19 protein-coding genes and 1 tRNA gene (1 of these 20 only partly in view) are annotated in these 17,505 nt (G+C 32.9%); 15 read left to right on the forward strand and 5 right to left on the reverse strand.

All coding sequences use genetic code 11. The features are described 5' to 3' along the window. From B6F84_RS11595 to B6F84_RS11605, 3 genes are read left to right on the forward strand one after another with little or no spacing between them, the layout of a single operon-like run. On the forward strand, positions 1-1,356 hold the full coding sequence (locus tag B6F84_RS11595; protein ID WP_148692385.1) for a signal recognition particle protein Srp54: 1,356 nt from the start codon (positions 1-3) through the stop codon (positions 1,354-1,356). Next, the gene (locus tag B6F84_RS11600) at positions 1,313-2,401 is read left to right on the forward strand and encodes a pseudouridylate synthase (protein ID WP_148692386.1); all 1,089 of its coding nucleotides are present in this window, start codon (positions 1,313-1,315) and stop codon (positions 2,399-2,401) included. The genes B6F84_RS11595 and B6F84_RS11600 overlap by 44 nt, the downstream gene beginning before the upstream one ends. Next, the gene (locus B6F84_RS11605; RefSeq protein WP_148692387.1) at positions 2,398-3,261 is read left to right on the forward strand and encodes an NAD(P)-dependent oxidoreductase; all 864 of its coding nucleotides are present in this window, start codon (positions 2,398-2,400) and stop codon (positions 3,259-3,261) included. Before B6F84_RS11600 ends, B6F84_RS11605 begins: the two co-directional genes overlap by 4 nt. Here B6F84_RS11605 and B6F84_RS11610 read toward each other — a convergent pair. Further along, positions 3,253-4,305, reverse strand: coding sequence for a glycosyltransferase (locus tag B6F84_RS11610; RefSeq protein WP_148692388.1), 1,053 nt, complete (start codon positions 4,303-4,305; stop codon positions 3,253-3,255). The two genes, B6F84_RS11605 and B6F84_RS11610, sit on opposite strands and share 9 nt — an antisense overlap. A gap of 32 nt (positions 4,306-4,337) precedes the next feature. On the opposite strand from B6F84_RS11610, the gene B6F84_RS11615 reads away from it, so the two are divergent. The 6 genes from B6F84_RS11615 (at position 4,338) to B6F84_RS11640 (ending at position 8,173) form a co-directional block, all read left to right on the forward strand. Further along, on the forward strand, positions 4,338-5,108 hold the full coding sequence (locus B6F84_RS11615) for an SDR family oxidoreductase (protein WP_148692389.1): 771 nt from the start codon (positions 4,338-4,340) through the stop codon (positions 5,106-5,108). A gap of 107 nt (positions 5,109-5,215) precedes the next feature. Further along, the gene (locus B6F84_RS11620; RefSeq protein ID WP_148692390.1) at positions 5,216-5,395 is read left to right on the forward strand and encodes a chromatin protein Cren7; all 180 of its coding nucleotides are present in this window, start codon (positions 5,216-5,218) and stop codon (positions 5,393-5,395) included. Between the two features lie 31 nt (positions 5,396-5,426). Further along, complete coding sequence (pyrH, locus tag B6F84_RS11625; RefSeq protein WP_148692391.1) at positions 5,427-6,107, forward strand: UMP kinase; 681 nt, start codon at positions 5,427-5,429, stop codon at positions 6,105-6,107. Continuing rightward, positions 6,104-6,388, forward strand: coding sequence for a hypothetical protein (locus B6F84_RS11630; RefSeq protein WP_236748957.1), 285 nt, complete (start codon positions 6,104-6,106; stop codon positions 6,386-6,388). The genes pyrH and B6F84_RS11630 overlap by 4 nt, the downstream gene beginning before the upstream one ends. 70 nt (positions 6,389-6,458) lie before the next feature. After that, positions 6,459-7,844, forward strand: coding sequence for a homocitrate synthase (lysS, locus tag B6F84_RS11635; protein WP_187152786.1), 1,386 nt, complete (start codon positions 6,459-6,461; stop codon positions 7,842-7,844). Between the two features lie 246 nt (positions 7,845-8,090). Beyond that, positions 8,091-8,173 (forward strand) — tRNA-Leu (locus B6F84_RS11640). An 85-nt stretch (positions 8,174-8,258) separates the two neighbouring features. Here the strand turns inward: B6F84_RS11640 and B6F84_RS11645 are convergent. After that, a complete protein-coding gene (locus B6F84_RS11645; RefSeq protein ID WP_148692394.1) occupies positions 8,259-9,272 on the reverse strand; it encodes a PTO1314 family radical SAM protein in 1,014 nt (337 codons plus the stop codon). A 294-nt stretch (positions 9,273-9,566) separates the two neighbouring features. On the opposite strand from B6F84_RS11645, the gene B6F84_RS11650 reads away from it, so the two are divergent. The 3 genes from B6F84_RS11650 (at position 9,567) to B6F84_RS11660 (ending at position 11,676) form a co-directional block, all read left to right on the forward strand. Further along, entirely contained in the window at positions 9,567-10,682 is a 1,116-nt protein-coding gene (locus B6F84_RS11650; protein WP_148692395.1) for an MFS transporter, read from the forward strand. 103 nt (positions 10,683-10,785) lie between these two features. Next, positions 10,786-11,073 carry a DUF4898 domain-containing protein gene (locus tag B6F84_RS11655; RefSeq protein WP_236749121.1) on the forward strand — a complete coding sequence of 96 codons (288 nt, stop codon included), beginning with the start codon at positions 10,786-10,788 and terminating at the stop codon, positions 11,071-11,073. Between the two features lie 39 nt (positions 11,074-11,112). After that, the gene (locus B6F84_RS11660; protein WP_148692397.1) at positions 11,113-11,676 is read left to right on the forward strand and encodes a hypothetical protein; all 564 of its coding nucleotides are present in this window, start codon (positions 11,113-11,115) and stop codon (positions 11,674-11,676) included. A gap of 204 nt (positions 11,677-11,880) precedes the next feature. Here the strand turns inward: B6F84_RS11660 and B6F84_RS11665 are convergent, their stop codons facing one another. The 3 genes from B6F84_RS11665 to B6F84_RS11675 form a co-directional block, all read right to left on the reverse strand. After that, positions 11,881-12,183, reverse strand: coding sequence for a Rieske (2Fe-2S) protein (locus tag B6F84_RS11665; RefSeq protein WP_148692398.1), 303 nt, complete (start codon positions 12,181-12,183; stop codon positions 11,881-11,883). 333 nt (positions 12,184-12,516) lie between these two features. Then, positions 12,517-13,929 carry a hypothetical protein gene (locus B6F84_RS11670; protein ID WP_148692399.1) on the reverse strand — a complete coding sequence of 471 codons (1,413 nt, stop codon included), beginning with the start codon at positions 13,927-13,929 and terminating at the stop codon, positions 12,517-12,519. 165 nt (positions 13,930-14,094) lie between these two features. Next, the gene (locus tag B6F84_RS11675; RefSeq protein WP_148692400.1) at positions 14,095-15,480 is read right to left on the reverse strand and encodes a hypothetical protein; all 1,386 of its coding nucleotides are present in this window, start codon (positions 15,478-15,480) and stop codon (positions 14,095-14,097) included. A 471-nt stretch (positions 15,481-15,951) separates the two neighbouring features. On the opposite strand from B6F84_RS11675, the gene B6F84_RS11680 reads away from it, so the two are divergent. The 3 genes in view from B6F84_RS11680 to B6F84_RS11690 are tightly spaced (at most 2 nt apart) and all read left to right on the forward strand, a layout consistent with a single transcriptional unit that may run on beyond the window. Next, positions 15,952-16,194 carry a hypothetical protein gene (locus B6F84_RS11680; RefSeq protein WP_148692401.1) on the forward strand — a complete coding sequence of 81 codons (243 nt, stop codon included), beginning with the start codon at positions 15,952-15,954 and terminating at the stop codon, positions 16,192-16,194. Position 16,195: 1 nt separating this feature from the next. Continuing rightward, entirely contained in the window at positions 16,196-16,999 is an 804-nt protein-coding gene (locus B6F84_RS11685) for an ABC transporter ATP-binding protein (RefSeq protein ID WP_148692402.1), read from the forward strand. Between the two features lie 2 nt (positions 17,000-17,001). Further along, positions 17,002-17,505: the 5' portion of a hypothetical protein gene (locus tag B6F84_RS11690; protein WP_148692403.1), read on the forward strand. The gene runs 132 nt beyond the window's last position; the window shows 504 of its 636 coding nt (coding positions 1-504); its start codon is at positions 17,002-17,004; its stop codon lies off the right edge, out of view.

A 17,505-nucleotide genomic window follows, 5' to 3' on the forward strand; every position in this document is an offset into this window, starting at 1 on the left:
TTGGTATTAGATAATTTAAAAGACAGTGTAAGAAAATTTTTAACTGGTTCATCTTCTTATGATAAAGCAGTAGATGATTTCATAAAAGAATTACAAAAAGCATTAATTTCCTCAGATGTTCAAGTTAAGCTCGTTCTATCCCTTACAAATAAAATAAAAGAAAGACTAAAAAATGAGAAACCACCATCATCGATAGAAAGAAGAGAATGGTTCATAAAAATAGTTTATGACGAGCTTTCAAACCTATTTGGAGGAGACAAAGAACCAAAAGTAACTCCAGAAAAAATACCATACGTAATAATGTTAGTAGGAGTACAAGGAACAGGAAAAACAACAACAGCAGGAAAATTAGCATATTTCTATAAGAAAAAAGGATTTAAAGTAGGATTAGTAGGAGCAGACGTTTATAGGCCAGCTGCATTAGAACAATTAAAACAAATAGGAGATCAGATACAAGTACCAGTTTATGGAGAACCAAATTCTAACGATGCAGTAGGAATAGCAAAAAGAGGAGTAGAAAAATTCCTTGGCGAGAAGGCAGAAATAATCATAGTAGATACAGCAGGAAGACACGGATACGGAGAAGAAGTAAAATTACTTGAAGAAATGAAAAATATTTACGACGCAATAAATCCAGACGAAGTAACCCTAGTTATAGATGCATCATTAGGGCAAAAAGCCTATGATTTAGCATCAAGATTTAATCAAGCGACAAAAATAGGAACTATAATAATAACAAAAATGGACGGAACTGCAAAAGGAGGCGGAGCATTATCAGCAGTTGCAGCAACTGGTGCTACTATAAAATTTATAGGAACTGGTGAAAAAATAGATGAATTAGAAGTATTTAATCCTAGAAGATTCGTAGCAAGAATTCTGGGTATGGGAGATGTTGAAGCGATTATAGAAAAATTCCAAGAAGTAGAAAATTACGATAAAGTGCAAAAAAAGATGGAGGAAGTAATAACTGGAAAAGGAAAACTAACATTTAGAGACTTATATAATCAAATGATAGCATTAAGAAAGATGGGTCCATTATCAAAGATCTTTCAATTAATGCCAGGCATAGGCATGTTAGGACAGATACCAGAAGACCAACTAAAAATAGGAGAAGAAAAAATGAAAAAATGGTTAGCTATAATGAATTCAATGACGTATGAAGAATTAGATAATCCATCTATAATAGACAAATCTAGAATGAGAAGAATAGCATTAGGTTCAGGTACAAGACCTGAAGACGTAAAAGAATTGGTAGATCATTTTAACTTAATGCAGAAAACAATAAAAATGCTCAAAAGGAGGAAAAAAGACGTTGAAAAACTATTCGGCGGACAACTTCCTGGACAAGGCATATGACCTACTTTCTAAATACCCATTATGTGATAGTTGCTTAGGAAGATGCTTTGCAAGATTAGGGTATAAACTAGAAAACAAAGAAAGAGGAAAAGCAATAAAAATCTCATTAATTTTATACTTAGATAAAAAAATAAAAGATCACCAATTAGAAGACTTATCACAAATAAAAGACATCCTTTACAATATAGGAAAAGACTACTCTGGAATTCACGAAATATACTTTACATCAGAAGAATTTCAACAAAGAACATGTTATTTATGCAATTCAGAAATAGAAGAAATAAAAGAAGATTTTTATAAAAAAGCTCTAACTCTTTTAAAAAAACTATCAGAAGAAAATAAAAAAGAAATAAAATATGTCTTAGGTGTAAAACTATCAGATCAAATAAAAGAATTAGAAAAAAACTTTGTTTTTGAAAACGGTCTAATTTATTACGAAAGTATGAGAAACGAAATAAAAAGAGAAGTAGGAAAACAACTGGCAAATAACGGATACTCCCCAGGCATAGACAATCCAGACATAGAAATAGTTTACGATTTAGATACAAAAAACATCTATACAATATCAAAAAAGACAAGAATATTATACGTATATAACAGACTAAGCAGAAGAGTAACACTATCATCCTGGTATTCAGACAACTCATTAGAGAATTCAATAAATGCCCAAATTATGATACCATTCACAGAACCATCAGAAGTTAGAATATTAGACGAATACCCAATAATTTTAGATATAGATAAAGAAAAAATACAAACAAAAGGCTATTTCATGAAAAAAATACACGAGATATCGGGAAGAGAAATTTCCTTCATAATGTCTACAAAACCAATCAAGAGAACATATAAAATACTATATTATTCAGAAACAGAACAAAAAGACTCAGAAAGAATTTACAACAATATATATCAAAAAATTATTAACGCCGAAAACTTTGAAGACCTAAAAAACAAACTAAAAGATATTAATGGTGAAATAATATCAATAGATCTTATCTCTTCTGAAGGTAAACACAAAAACTTAGAAACCAAACTAAATCTATGACAAAAATAGGCCTAATCGGCTTAGGAGTAATGGGTTGGAGAATAGGAGCAAATTTATCTAAAGCTCAAAAATTAAACATAGTATATGATAGAACATTGGAAAAAGCACAAAAATTCTCACAAGAATTCAAAGTTAATTATGCAAAAACACCAGAAGAAGTAGCAGAAAATTCAGAAATAATAATATCAATGCTAGCAGACGATAATGCAGTATCATCAGTAATAACAAAAATAATTCCTAAAATGAAAGACAAAATACTCGTAGATATGTCAACAATATCACCATCTTTAAGCATACTATTAGCAAACAAAATAAAAGAAGCAGGAGGAGTAATGTTAGACGCGCCAGTAATAGGAACATCAGTATTTGTAGAACAGAAAAAACTAACAGTAATGATAGGAGGCCCAAAAGAATACTTTGAAAAAATCAAAGAAATCCTATCTTCTACAGCATCAACAATAGTATATATGGGAGAAAACGGCTCAGGATTATACGCAAAACTAGTAAACAACTTACTACTAGGAGCATACGCTACAGCAATAGCAGAAGCATACAATTTTGGAATAAAAAGCGGACTACCAAAAGAAAACGTAGCAAAAATATTAGCAGAATTAAGTAGTGCAAAATCACCAACAACAGAAATAAAAATCCCAAAAATCTTATCAGAAGATTACTCAACACAATTCGCCACAAAACATATGAGAAAAGACTTAGAAATAATACAAAAAGAATCACAAAATATTAAAGCTATAACACCAATGTCATCCTTAGCATTACAATTTTACAGAATGTTAGAAGCCTTAGGATATTCAGAAACAGACTACATAGCAATAGTAGAATTATTCAAAAAACTATCTTAAAATAGAAGAAAACCTATCCCTAAATCTTTCAAAAGAAAAATCATTAGAAACATCCCTAAAATCATTCTCATACTTACTACCTTCCAATATAGCATTAACAGCCTCATCACCACTACTATATCCTAAACCATACTTACCTTCTTTTACAATATCAAACCACGCACCACCACTCTTATGAACCACAGGAACCAGGCCAGAAGCAATAGCTTCAACAACAGAAATTCCAAAATGCTCATTAACCTTAGGATGAAAATAAACCTTTGCCTCAGAAAAATACTTCAAAAGAATATCATCAGAAAAATCAGAAATAACTCTAACATTACCAAGATTTTCAGCCTCCTTAATAACATATTCATAGTATTTCTTACTTCTACCAGAAGAACCCAAAAGAATAAACTCATAATCTTTCAACTTTTTAGCAACATAAAACAAATTCTCTAAATTTTTCTCAGGAGAAATCCTACTAACACTTACAACTAATTTAGGATTCCTCTCCTTGGACTTAATATTAATAAACTTTTCAACATTAACAGGAGGATATAAAACAGTATAAGAATATCCAGAAAGCTCCAAAATTTTTCCAGTCCACGAAGAGTTAGCCAAAAGCCTACTTTTACTTTTCCTAAAAAATAGTTTATAAGTATACTTATAAGGCAAATAATAAATCCTCATTTTACCCCTAGAATAATCATATTCAGAAAAACCCATTCTCCTAAGATTATCAGTCAAAGACCAAGGAAAATGAATATAGCTATAATCACAAAATGTTATGTCTCCAATAGTGCTAATTGAATTTCCAGGCTTACTATTTAGAGACAAATACAAAGCCTTATACAAGCCAAACTTTACAGGAAAACTCTTTACAACTATCTCATCTGGATCAACAAAATGCTCATCCCACTTCCTCACCTTCTCTTTATCAATATATAAAGTTACCAGCTTTACCTTATAACCCAAATACTTCAGAACATTGATAACACTAACCGCTACCCTTTCACTACCTCCTAAAACCTCAAAAGAATTATGATAAACAGTAAATTCCATGAAAATTTATCCTATAAAACTCATTAAAAATTATGCATGCATTAATAACAGCATCAACAGAAGGCATCGGAAAAGGAATAGCAAAAGCATTAGCAAAACAAAGCTTTTCCCTAGTAATAACATCTAGATCAGAAAATAAAATACAACAAACATTACAAGAATTAAGAAAAATAAATCCAGCAATATGGGGAACAACTTCTGACCTAACAAAACCAGAATCATTAGAAAAACTAGTTAACTTTACCTTAGAAAAATTAGGTAAAATAGACTTACTAGTTTTAAACACAGGAAATCCACCAAGAGAACCAATAACATTTGAAGAAACAACAGACGAAGACTGGGAATATGCAGTAAAATTATACTTACTAAGCGCAATAAAACTAACCAAACTAGTTTTACCCCATATGATAAAACAAAAATTCGGAAGAATAATCTACCTTTCATCCTGGACAGTAAAAGAACCACAATCAATATTCGTCCTAGCAGACGTAGCCAGAGCACCATTACTCCAACTAACAAAAATACTAACAAAAGACTACAGCAAATACGGAATAACATTCAACACAATACTCCTAGGTAGTTTCAACACAGAAGGAGCAAAAAAAGGAATCAAAAGATTATCAGAAAAAAGACAAAAAACATTCGAACAAGTCTGGAAAGAAGAAGTACTAGATAGAATACCAATAGGAAGAATAGGAGATCCAGAAAAAGACATAGGAAACCTAGTATTATTCCTGTACAACTCTGACTATTTAACAGGAAGTTACATCTTACTAGATGGAGGTAATACGAATGCCTTGTAATACATTAAGGCAATCCTTCAACATCAGTCATTAAAGGACTCATGGTATTATCCATTAGAACAGTCATGGAAAGGTTTTTAATCTGAATCCATCAACATTAAAATAAGATGAGCTCTAAAAAAGCTGTAAAAGTAAAAACTCCTAGCGGAAAAGAAGCAGAATTAACACCAGAAAAAGTATGGTCACTAGCTCCTAAAGGAAGAAAAGGAGTAAAAATAGGATTATTTAAAGACCCAGAAACAGGAAAATACTTCAGACACAAACTACCAGATGACTATCAGATTTAACTTTTTTACCATAAAACTTTTTCTCATATTGATGAAAATCATTTTAAAGATAACAGGAAAAATTTTTGACGAAGATGACATTTCTACTTTATTAACATTGAAACAATCAATCATCTCCTTATCAGAAGAAAATTATAGAATAGGAATAGTCACAGGAGGAGGAAACACAGCAAGAAAATACATAGAAAAAGCAAGACAATTAGGAGCAAACGAAGCATACTTAGACCTACTAGGAATATGGACATCAAGACTAAACGCATACTTAGTAACATTCACTTTAGGAGACATAGCATATCCAAAAGTTCCAGAAAGCCTAGAAGAATTCATACAAGCATGGTCATATGGAAAAGTAGTAGTAACAGGAGGATTCCAGCCAGGCCAATCAACAGCAGCAGTAGCAGCACTCACAGCAGAAGCATCAAACGCAGACCTTTTAATTATAGCAACAAACGTAGACGGAGTATACGATAAAGATCCTAGAATATATAAAGATGCAAAACTATTACAAACAACCACAACAGCAGAATTACAAACTATCTTAGAAAGATCCCAATCAGTAAAAGCAGGCACATACGAGCTACTCGATCCAATGGCAATAAAAGTAATACAAAGATCAAAAATTAAAGTAATAGTAATGAATCATAAAAGACTATCAAAGCTAAAAAATATAATACAAGGAAACGAAATATCAACAATAATAAATCCAGAGTGAGAAACTTGTCAATATTAGACCAACAAGAATTCATAGAACTAAGAAAATATAAAGGAAAAATATCCATATCCACATTAAGCAAAATTCTAGACGAAATACAAGAAAACATAGAACACGGTACAACATTAAAATCAGCAATAATCTTTGCATACGCCAACAGCATAGACGAAATAACAAAAAACAAAGACCTATTTACCATAATTTCCACCATTATAGAAAAATACTCACCTAAATTAGGCATAGAAAACATTAACGAATTAATACTAAACACTCTTTCTTAGTACGAAAATAGAACCACTCTTTTACATACAACTTATTATTAGACTAACTATACCTACACTAATAGGTGCAATCTTGAAAGTAGGAATATTAGACTCAACTTTAAGAGAAGGAGAACAAACACCAGGCGTAGTATTTACAGTAGAACAAAGAGTAGAAATAGCAAAAACACTCTCACAATTAGGAGTATCAATGATAGAAGCAGGACATCCGGCAGTCTCACCGGACATTTACGAAGGAATAAAAAGAATAATCAAACTAAAAAAAGAAGGAGAAATAACATCAGAAATATTAGGCCATAGCAGAGCAGTAAAAAAAGACATAGAAACAGTAGCAGAAATAGAAGCAGACAGAATAGCAATATTTTACGGAATAAGCGACATACATTTGAAAGCAAAAACAAAAAACACCAGAGAAGAAGCACTACAAATAATAGCCGAAATGATATCATACGCAAAATCACACGGACTAAAAATAAGATTCACAGCAGAAGACGCAACCAGAGCAGACCTACAATACTTAGTAGAAGTGATAAAAACGGCAAGAGACGCAGGAGCAGACAGAATAGGAATAGCAGATACAGTAGGAATACTTTACCCTCAAAAAACCAGAGAACTATTCTCATATCTTACACAACAAGTACCAGAAGTAGAATACGATATCCATGCACATAACGATTTAGGATTAGCAGTAGCAAACTCATTAGCTGCTGTAGAAGGAGGCGCAACAATAATACATACAACAGTAAACGGATTAGGAGAAAGAGTAGGAATAACACCACTACAAACCGTAGCAGCAGCACTAAAATACCACTTCAATATAGACGTAGTAAAATTAGAACTACTACCAAAAATTTCTAGCCTAGTAGAAAAATATAGCGGAATACCAACACCACCAAACTTCCCAATAACTGGAGACTACGCATTTATACACAAAGCAGGAATTCACGTTCAAGGAATACTAAACGATCCCAGAAGCTACGAATTCATGCCACCAGAAACCTTCGGAAGAACAAGAGACTACGTTATAGATAAATACACAGGAAAACACGCACTAAAAGACAGATTCGAAAGATTAGGAGTAAACTTAACAGAAGAAGAATTAGAACAAGTATTAGCAAAAATTAAATCAAACCCATCAGTAAGATTCTACAGAGACGTAGATTTACTAGAAATAGCAGAAGATGTAACAGGAAAAATACTAAAACCAAGACCACCAGAAAAAATCGAAGGCATAATCTCAATAAAATGCGACTCAAACATCTACACAACAGCAGTAACCAGAAGATTATCAGTAATCCAAGGCGTAAAAGAAGTAATGGAAATCTCAGGAGATTATGACATAATAGCAAAAATAGAAGCAAAAGACACTACAGAACTAAACACAATAGTAGAAAACATAAGATCAGTAAAAGGAGTAGCATCAACACTAACATCATTAGTTCTAAAGAAAATGTAGAAAAATTATCAACACTAATTTTCATCATATTTTTAAAACTTATACCTACAGCTCTTTGTTTAATCGCATAAACAGAAAATATAATTCACAAGTTGAGTTGCGCTCATTAAGTAAGTTTTCTTAAAATGATACAATTGTGAAAGAAACATTTAAGGGAAATTTCTAACTAATTCGCGTATACCTAGATAGCTTTTAACCAAAAACACAACAAAAACCCTTTTATTCACAAAATAAAATAATGAAAATGCGGGTGTGCCCGAGCGGACGAAGGGGGCGGACTCAAGATCCGCTGGCGTAGGCCATCAGGGGTTCAAATCCCCTCACCCGCAGAGGCCTACCCGCTTTTTTAATAACTTTATATTTCGAGATAGAAAAATTTAAGAGATTCGATAATAATAAAAAACACAAAAACTATCAATGCCCTATCATATTTATCATTGGTTCTATAATTCTTTCCTTAACTAATCCAGTATTTTTCCAGCTAAATAAAGAAGGCTCTAAATAACAACTCAAAGCACACTTATTACAAGAATAATATTTTTCCCAATCAAATTCCTCCCATATCTTTATAATATCAACCTCCCATACCTTTTTACTCCCAGAATACTCAGACAAAGTATAACAAGGTAGAACAATCCTTCCCTGCGGGTCAATATTAATCGTAATCCATGGCTTACATATCCAAGGTAAATTTCCATACCAAGAATTCAGAATAGCAATAAAGTAATCCTTCGAATTAATTATATACCTTCCCTCCTTTCCCTCCTTCATTTTACTATAAGCCACCAAAATTTCTCTTAACTTCTCCCTTTCCGGAGACATTCTCTCTGCAGTAGAATAATCATAGGCGACCTGAATATTTATTGTAACACCAAGCTTTTCAGCTAATCTAACCATATCTAAAGCTTCATTCAAATTATCCTTAGTTAAAGTAAAACTTATAGAAGTATCTAAACCCCTAGCCTTACATTCCTTAATTGAATTTACAGCCCTTTCAAAAGAACCTTTAACACCCCTTATACTATCGTGAACATCCCCAATACCATCCAGAGAAACAAAAACATGATCAACATAATCCTCAATCTTTTTTACTTTATCCTTCAATAACCACCCATTACTTACGAGCGAAGTATGAAACCTCTTATTAGATTCCATAAGAATCTGATCAATATCACTTCTAAGCAAAGGCTCTCCTCCCTCAAAACCTAAAAATAAAACACCAGCATTCTTTAAAGAATCCATAATTTTTACCTCCTCATCTATAGAAAGTAATTTTTCATCCTTCCTCCTCCAGAAAGGACACATTTTGCATCTTAAATTACAAGTATAAAGCAATTTGTGACCAGCAATCAAAGGCAACTTCTTATAACCCATACCTTTGAAAAGCCTCTTAACATTACCTAAAACTAAAGGTTTTACCAGTGCCATAAGTATAAATGTATTAACTTACTTTTAACAATTACCATAACACTATTATATAAAATAATAATAAAAATATAAAACAATTAAGATAGAGAAAAACATTATTTCAATTCACTAACTAAAGAATATTTCTTGAAGCACTATAATACTACGCAAATAGATTAAATTATACAAGATTCCTTTTTCTACAATAAAAGAATTTATACCTATATAATGCTAGCACACATTTAATAATAGTCGACAATATAAACTGAAGTTACGGTATGCAAATTTTTATTATCGAACTTTTAATAGAAGTTTATGAACAGAAGCAAGTTCATAGCTATTGGACTACTAGTTATGGGCTTCAACTCATTATATCAATATTCTTGGAACGCTCTAGAACCACTATTAAAATCAGGATTAGACGTAAGCATAGTACAAATCTCCTTAGGATTCACACTCTTTTCCATATTTTCATCAGCATTCCAACCAATAGGAGGCCACTTCGCAGACAAACATGGACCAAGAGGAATAGGAATAATTTCAGGAATACTTTCAGCAATAGGATTCCTAGGAACATACTTTTCTCCATCATTAATATTCTTCCTCATATCGTGGTCAATAGGAAGTATAGGAGAAGGAATACTATATGGAATATCAGCAAACCTAGCAATGAAATGGTTCAGAGACAAAATGGCCTTAGCTACGGGAATAGTATCCATGGGCTTCGGACTAGGTTCAGCAATAGCAAACCCATTCATATCACAAGCACAAAACTTCAGAACAGTAACACTAATCATAGGACTAACAGAAATAATCCTACTACCCGCTTTAATGTCATTCGCAGAATATCCTAAAAACCTAGCAGGACAACCACCAAAACAAGCAATACTCACATTAAAATTTTGGTTAATTTACCTATCCTTCGTAGGCGCAGTAGTCCCATTAACAATGATGTCATCAGAACTACCAATAATAGCAAAAACATTACCATACCAAGAAGTAGTAATCCTTATCTCAATCTTTCCACTATTAAGCGGAGGACTAAGACCAATATTCGGAAAAATAGCCGACACTTTAGGCATAACCAAAACAGTAGTCATCCTTAACTCCCTACTTACCATAGGATCAGCACTTTTACTTTTAGGATTAATCCCAGAATCAACAATACTAATAGGATTTGCAGGAGGATCAATGATAACACTTTACTTCAACGTAGCAGGAGAAATATTTGGAATAAGATTCTCCACAGTAAACAGCGGAATTTTATACACAGGGAAAGCATTAGGAGGAATATTAGGAAGCGTAGTATTCGCATTCCTATTCGTTATAAACACACAAATATCATACATTTACTCTACCATATGCGGACTAATAGGAGTAACAGCAATGCTAACAGTAATACTAATGACAAAACAGTCTAGAAAAATTTAATCTTACCTATTTATATTTAGCCAAAGAAATATAGAAGAAATTATACTAATTTCTATAAAGAATTTTTAACCCATAGTACAAAATTATATAAGCTGTGATACCAATGACTGATCAACAAACACCAGAAATGCAAATACTAGAAAATTTAAATGGCCAAATCGAATGCAAAAAAACAATCGTAGTGCCTACCTCGATGATAACCAACTATCAAAAATTCTTCCAATTAGCAATACCAAAAAACACAAAACAAATAACATTAGTCCTACCTTTATCATTTATTAACAAATTAAAAGAAATAAAAGAAACAATCAAAAACACTTTACCAGAAGCAGAAATTAGAGAAATTATAACTGACAAATCAGAAAACATAATACTCTGTACATATTTTTAACCAAAAATTTTTATAATATACAATCATATTTCTCTCCAAATGCCAAAAAAGAAGAAGACACTACTGAAGCTCAACAGAACACTAGTACCAATACAAGACCAAACACTCAACAAATACCGACAATTATACCTACAGTATAAGAACGAAACAAACGCAAAAGACGTAGGAGAATTCATATCCCAACTCTTAGAAAAAATCTACCCATTAATATCAAACAAAGACCTCCAATCTCTAAGCCTAGCAGAAATTTTAGAAAACCTAAAAAGCACAGGCTACTACATTTTACCAATACAACAAGAAAACATAAAAGAATACAACATATACGACGAAAAATTCATAGACGCCTTCTTATCCAACTACACTCCAAAAAACCTAATCGACGGAATAAAAACATTCTTGAACCTACATACAGCAGGAGCAACAGTAATCCCAAGAAAAGAAGGAATATGCGAAGAAATTCAAGTCTCATTCAAATTCAAACCAGACCAAGCACTAGAACAAATACTAGCAGAATACATAAAAAAATTAATAACAAAATTAGGATACCAAATAAGAGAATTCAAAGACACAGACGGAAACCTAAAATTCCTATGTTGCAAATAACACCAAGAATATTTATTATATACTCCTAAAACTCAAACCTTACTCCCACCCAGTGTATACCATTTGAATACATAACGCTTATTTTACGAATAGTTCTGATTTAGAGAATTACCTCAATTTTCAGATCCTCCACAAACTATCCACCAAAAATAATTAAAAAACTTGTTTCAACTAAAAAATAAGCATTTACAATTATTCATCAATTTACCCCTTTTCTCTAGGAACAAAAGCCTCTCCATCAAACCTTACCCCATCATCAATATAAGCCCTAATAAGCCTACAATTATTACACGGAGTCTTAGATATAGGAGGCGAAACCAACTCACCAGTAATAAGACTAAAAACAGCCTTATGAAAAGGACAAACTATATTATCACCATCCAACCTAAAACCATCAGCAGTTATAGGTCTTCTCTTATGAGGACAACCAGCCAACCATACATATCTCTTACCATCCTTCTCATAAACCATTAAAGGATACCCACCAATCACCATAGTTTGAAACATAAAACACAAAACCACCAACAACTTAATAAAAATCACCCTTCTTCAAACACAATCTCTAATAAAAGTAATTTTATTATAATTATAATTATTTAGATAAAAACAGAATATAAAAAAACCTTTTTAAACCAACAGTAAAACATCAATTTTAAGAAAACTTACCCCATTCACTCAATAACTCATATCCATAACGAGCCAAAGCATAAATTTCTAGTCCTTCACCATCATTAATTAAAGCTTACCTTGATGACAGTTAAATACATATTTTTTTAACTTCATGACACTTATATAAACGCTACACACTATTTCAGACAACTAGTAGATACTCTATTTAACTTAATCACAGCCAGCAGATACTCTATTTAACTTATTAACAGCCTCATTAACCATATCATCAACACTCTTACCTGCAGACAAACCAGCATTAACAACATCATTAACTATCTCATACACATCAATACCCAAATCAGTATCTAACTCATCAATACTACACCCAAATTCTTTTTCAACACCAACAAACACTGGCATATAAGTCAAAAGCGACTCCAACACCTCGTCAAAAACATCACCAACACCCCAACTCTTAGCTAACTCATAAGCCTCACTCATAGTAGTCGGCAGTTTTACCCTCCTTATAGTATAAACAATAAGCGGTTTACTTGTTGGTTGCGATATATTAGCTATACCATCAACCAATCCTAAAAGGAATTCTTTAGAACAACTGCTAGAAGTCTCACAATTATTTGAGTAGAAAATCGGTGAACCTAAAGTGATACCACTACCTAATGCAGTAGTTAGGTGATCTAAGAAGTCCATATGGCCCATTGCAAGGGCTTCCAATGGTTTAAGATAACGGTTTATGTAATCTTGAGCATAACCAGTGTAATCAGTGAAGTTGGGTGGTAGAGTAACTGCAATATAATTATTGCTTAATAACTTAGAAATGAATGATGGCGCATTAAGCAACACTGGATACCATAACATAGGGGGTGGAAAAGATAACGATTTAGCAACCCCATATCCAACTATATATTTTTCACCAAATTTGAAAGCTAATAAGTTAGCTGGATCAGATATTGGACGGAAAAACCAATGGTAATACGTTGCCATGTTAATTGCGTAATTTGCCATAGCTACTAGTGCTTTAGATTGGCTTGTAAGTATGTTGTCTGGTGCGAATATGCCTAAGTTGCATCCTGGGTCGCCGTTTGGTTTGTACCATTTTTTAAACTTAAGTTTTTTCTTTTTTCTAAAATTAAGTTTTTTAGTGACTGGTATTACTATTATCTTGTTACCATTTTTACTGTAGAAATCTGCTCCAACGTGCGTATAAAATGGTACCCATCTTTTGTATATGTGTAGTGTTCTGCTGGCTCCGTATGGTGTTACGCTTCCTATGAACACGTATGCTGTGTTGATTTGTCGCTTGATGTGTGCTTTTTGTAGGGTTCTGTTGTATTTCTTGTAGTATTCGCCGTCTAATTTTACTTCTACAATTATTCCGTGGCGGATGATGTCAATTGCTTGGAGGTCCTCTGGCACGTTTTCTGTTAAACTTCCTGGCACTGATAATGCTGGGTAGTTATACGTGTCGTCAGTTATTTGTGTTTTCATTAAGTCTTGGCATACTGCTGATTGTGACGTGAACAAGTTCGTGAAGGATTCTATGCTTGATGCTAGTTCTCCTGCAAGATCTCCTAACGCGCTTAATGCTGTATTTGATCCATATGTAGTTCGTGTAATAGTCATAATTAAGTTTCTAATTTAGGCTATAAATTTATGAATACTTAGATGTGCATAGTTGTCGAGAACATGTTTAGCTCTCTTAATCAGGATAAACTTGCAATTGTTAATTAAAAAAATAATTTATGCCTATCTAACTACGATGCTTGTCTGAATTGCTATGTACACTATTTATAGCCAACTGAATATTTGTTTTATCTTATTAACAGCCTCATTAACCATATCGTCAACACTCTTACCTGCAGACGTGCCAGCGTTGACAACATCATCAATTACATCGTAAGCTTCATCACCTAACTCATCAATACTATGACCTAATTGCTTTTCAACACCTAAAAGCACTGGCATGTAAGTTAAAAGCAAATTAAACACTTCTTTGAAAACATCGCCAACACCCCAACTCTTAGCTAACTCATAAGCCTCACTCATAGTAGTCGGCAGTTTTACCCTCCTTATAGTGTAGACGATGAGTGGTATTTTAGTTATTAACTGTGATATATTAGCTATGCCATCAACTAATCCTAAAAGGAATTCTTTAGAACAACCACTAAAATTCTCACAATTGTTTGAGTAGAAAATCGGTGAACCTAAAGTCACACCAGTACTTAATACAGTAGTTAGACGATTTAAGAATTTGATACCAATGTCTGTAAGAGCTTCCAATGGTTTAAGGTTATGGTTTATGTAATTTTGAATATAGCCAGAATAACCAGAAAAATTGGGTGGTAGAGTAACTGCAATATAATTATTGCTTAATAACTTAGAAATGAATGATGGTGCATTAAGCAACACTGGATACCATAACATAGCATATCCTTGAGATATCGTTCTCACAGCTTCATGCGTAACTTCATATTTTTCACCATATTCTCCAACTAATCCATTATTTCGATCAGATATTGCAAGGAAATATCCAGAATGATACGTTGCTATGTTAATTCCGTAATTTGGCATAGCTACCAATGCCCCGGATTGATTTGTAAGTATGTTGTCTGGTGCGAATATGCCTAAATTGCATCCTGGATCGTTGTTTGGATTGTACCATTTTTCAGATCCATACTCTTCTCTAGTAACTGGCATTACTATTATCTTGTCGCCGTTTTGAGTGTAGAAATCTACTCCAGCACGTGCGGAAAATGATGCGCCTGCTTGGTATATGTGTAGTCTTCTGCCACCAACACCATATGGTGTTACGCTTCCTATGAAGACGTATCCTGTGTTGGCTTGTTGATTGATGCCTGCTTTTTGTAGGGCTATATTGTATTTTTCGTTGTATTCGCCGTCTAATTCAACTTGTACAACTATACCTTGGCGGATGATGTCAATTGCTGGGAGGTTTTCTGGGGCTCTTTTTGATATTCTGCCTGGTACTGATAATGCTGGGTAATTGGCTATGTTGTTGGTTATTTGTGTTTTCATTGCGTCTTGGCATACTGCTGATGATGAAGATGTTAGCACGTTTGTGAAGGATTCTATGCCTGACGCTAGTTCTCCTGCAAGATCTCCTAGTGCGCTTAGTGCTGTATTTGATCCATATGTAGTTGGTGTAACAGCCATAATTAAATTTCTAAAAATTACTAGTTTATAAGCTTATATGAGTATATTCTGAGTGTGTTCAATAATTTCTAAATTTTGATAAAAATTAATAGTTATTTTTCAGAAAAAGACAGGGTATAATTCCTTACACAAATTTTTAGTGTGTATCATTTGAAAACTAGATGATAATTCTATGAATAATCCTAATAGAGAGAATAGCCTCAATCTTCAGAAAATTCACAACTAACAAATTTTTATTAAAAATAATATAAATCAAAATGCATTTTTGTAAGATTAATTTAAACATAATGCACAAGAAGACAGAGTATTTGTTATTAATTTTAATATTGGATACACTCATAAAATAAAGCAAAAAGTTTAAGAACTATCACTTAAATATGATGAATTATACGTATAATTGCATGTATTAACTCAAGAGTATTATTAACAAAAAAATTAGGAATACTCTAAACTATATTTTGAGGGATTCATATGCAAGATAGCTTATCTTTCCTTTTAATGCAAATAGTTTTTATTTTAGCTTTAGTAGTAATAATCGTTTTAGTTTACATAATTAAAATAGGACCTAACATTAAGGTCGGACTACCTATTCTTATTTTAGGCATAGCTCTAGTTGGGTCAGGCATATATTTAAACAATCAAATTCTTGTATTAGGAGGTTTTCTAGTGGCAGTACTTTCTCTAGTCTTCTTTCCTAGAAGAAGAAGGTGGTAAAATGATAAGCCTAAAAGAAGTAGACGCAGGTTATGGAGGCAAAGTAATTTTACATGACATTTCTCTGGAAATCAATGAACCATCAATTTACATAGTTTTAGGAAAAAACGGAGCCGGAAAAACCACAACTCTAAGAGTAATTGCAGGCATTCTAAAACCCTTCAAAGGAGAAAGAACAGTTAAAGGCTCCATAGCCTATTCATCCCATTCCTTAGCTTTGCCAGAAGAAATGATCGTAAAAGAAGCATTAACATTTTTCTCACAATTATTAGGCGGAGACGTCAATAAAGCAATCCAAATGTTCAAACTCCAAGACCTCTTAGATAAGAAAATCGCAAACCTATCCGAAGGACAAAAAAAGAGAGTCTCCCTAGCAAAAATCTTCTTAAAAGACTACGACATCTATCTATTAGACGAACCAACAAACGCTTTAGACCCAATCTTAGCATCAGAATTCAGAAACAGAATTGTAGAACTTAGCAAAAACAAAATCGTAATTTACACCTCACACAATCTATATGAAGCAAGAGACATAGGCAAATACGTTATTTTAATCGACAACGGAAAAATAGTAAAATTCTCCTCAGTCAGCGATATAAAAGTTAAAGAGTACCTAATAGGCATCAGAGCATCAAAAGACCTAACAAACCTCCTCCCAGGATACTATCAAGGAGAATATTACATAGTTAAAGTAAAGGACCCTTCAGACGTTAACACAATAGTCGAAAAATTAGTAAAAGAAGGCATTCAAATATACGAAGTAAAAGAAATGAAAAACCCACTAGAAGACCTACTCAGTGGTTAGAATTGTTAGCCCCTAAACTCCTGAAAAGAATGTTTAAAAGAAACAGAATCTACACCAGCATCGCTTTAGCAATAGCCATCATCCTCCTATTTTTCGACATTTATCAGTTTCACGCACCTTCATCATTAAGTCTAACCCTATTTTCATTATCACCCATACTCTTCACAATCATTTTTAGCAACCTCATTTCATTACTTTTCATAGACGATAGAAGAAGTGACCTATTAGAATTCCTAATAGCAGAAGGCTATTCTCCTAAATACCTATTTTCAAGCTACATCCTTGCATATTTAATCATCGCAATACCATTCACAGCAATAATCTCAATTATATATTTATCCATATATCATCATTTATTTTACGCTCTAATAGTATTCCTAATAGCATTAGGAATCTCATGGTTCTCCGTCCCCCTTTCCCTGTATGTATCATATTTTCAGAGAATCTCACCAAATGGAAGATCATCAGTAGGAAGCATAATAGTCCTCATCCTATTCATAATTTAT

Origin of the sequence: Acidianus manzaensis (assembly GCF_002116695.1) — an archaeon.
GTDB classification, from domain to species: Archaea; Thermoproteota; Thermoprotei_A; order Sulfolobales; family Sulfolobaceae; genus Acidianus; species Acidianus manzaensis.

Coding starts and splice junctions, on each gene's coding strand:
- B6F84_RS11605 (WP_148692387.1), top strand. CDS start 2,398: ATGACAAAAATAGGCCTAATCGGCTTAGGAGTAATGGGTTGGAGAATA.
- B6F84_RS11610 (WP_148692388.1), bottom strand. CDS start 4,305: ATGGAATTTACTGTTTATCATAATTCTTTTGAGGTTTTAGGAGGTAGT.
- B6F84_RS11615 (WP_148692389.1), top strand. CDS start 4,338: ATGCATGCATTAATAACAGCATCAACAGAAGGCATCGGAAAAGGAATA.
- B6F84_RS11620 (WP_148692390.1), top strand. CDS start 5,216: ATGAGCTCTAAAAAAGCTGTAAAAGTAAAAACTCCTAGCGGAAAAGAA.
- pyrH (WP_148692391.1), top strand. CDS start 5,427: ATGAAAATCATTTTAAAGATAACAGGAAAAATTTTTGACGAAGATGAC.
- B6F84_RS11645 (WP_148692394.1), bottom strand. CDS start 9,272: ATGGCACTGGTAAAACCTTTAGTTTTAGGTAATGTTAAGAGGCTTTTC.
- B6F84_RS11650 (WP_148692395.1), top strand. CDS start 9,567: ATGAACAGAAGCAAGTTCATAGCTATTGGACTACTAGTTATGGGCTTC.
- B6F84_RS11655 (WP_236749121.1), top strand. CDS start 10,786: ATGACTGATCAACAAACACCAGAAATGCAAATACTAGAAAATTTAAAT.
- B6F84_RS11660 (WP_148692397.1), top strand. CDS start 11,113: ATGCCAAAAAAGAAGAAGACACTACTGAAGCTCAACAGAACACTAGTA.
- B6F84_RS11665 (WP_148692398.1), bottom strand. CDS start 12,183: ATGTTTCAAACTATGGTGATTGGTGGGTATCCTTTAATGGTTTATGAG.
- B6F84_RS11670 (WP_148692399.1), bottom strand. CDS start 13,929: ATGACTATTACACGAACTACATATGGATCAAATACAGCATTAAGCGCG.
- B6F84_RS11675 (WP_148692400.1), bottom strand. CDS start 15,480: ATGGCTGTTACACCAACTACATATGGATCAAATACAGCACTAAGCGCA.
- B6F84_RS11680 (WP_148692401.1), top strand. CDS start 15,952: ATGCAAGATAGCTTATCTTTCCTTTTAATGCAAATAGTTTTTATTTTA.
- B6F84_RS11685 (WP_148692402.1), top strand. CDS start 16,196: ATGATAAGCCTAAAAGAAGTAGACGCAGGTTATGGAGGCAAAGTAATT.